2 protein-coding genes are annotated in these 588 nt (G+C 54.1%); one reads left to right on the forward strand and one right to left on the reverse strand.

Translation table 11 applies throughout. The features are described from left to right. On the reverse strand, window positions 1-253 hold a 253-nt coding region (locus TH606_RS11605), incomplete at its 3' end, for a helix-turn-helix domain-containing protein (RefSeq protein ID WP_197460581.1). Window positions 254-304: 51 nt separating this feature from the next. Between TH606_RS11605 and TH606_RS11220 the strand changes: the two genes are divergently transcribed. Next, the coding region (locus TH606_RS11220; RefSeq protein WP_157627931.1) for a hypothetical protein at window positions 305-588 on the forward strand (284 nt) is incomplete at its 3' end.

A 588-nucleotide genomic window follows, 5' to 3' on the forward strand; every position in this document is an offset into this window, starting at 1 on the left:
CCGCCTGCGCCAGCGGGCAGAGGTGTATCACCTGGTGCGGAAGCGGCGGCGTGCCGGAGGCGACAGCCGCCTTGACGATGGCTACCTGCACGTCCGGCGGGAGCTCGTGCACCGGGCCGTAGAGCTTGCGCTTCCCGCCCCGCGTCTTCTCGATCCGGTAGGGCCAGGCTTCGCGGTTGCCTCTCCTTCGAACGCTTCTCTCCGTGATTCCCAAGAATTGAGCTAGTTCTTTAGTCGAGCAGAACTCCTTCATTCCCCCGCCTCCGTGTGTTAATATCCGGTAAAAATAAACGTGGAGGTTTGCATGATCCCTGAGCTGTCTTCTGTCCTTTCCCTGGTGAAAACAGCAAAATATCTGACCCAGGATCTCCGGGAAAAGATTTCCGAACGCATCGACCTGGCCTTACAAGAACAGTTATGTAAGCTTATGGATACCATTTCCGCCCTCCACCTCCGAGTACTTGATCTTCAAGAGCTTGTTATGAATCTTAAGGACGAAAATCAGCGCCTTAAGTCGGAGATAGCTAAAGCAGAGCAGTGGAATAATGAGAAAGAGCAATATGTACTTGCGGAGATCATTCCCGGCCA

The organism is Thermodesulfatator autotrophicus (assembly GCF_001642325.1).
GTDB classification, from domain to species: Bacteria; Desulfobacterota; Thermodesulfobacteria; order Thermodesulfobacteriales; family Thermodesulfatatoraceae; genus Thermodesulfatator; species Thermodesulfatator autotrophicus.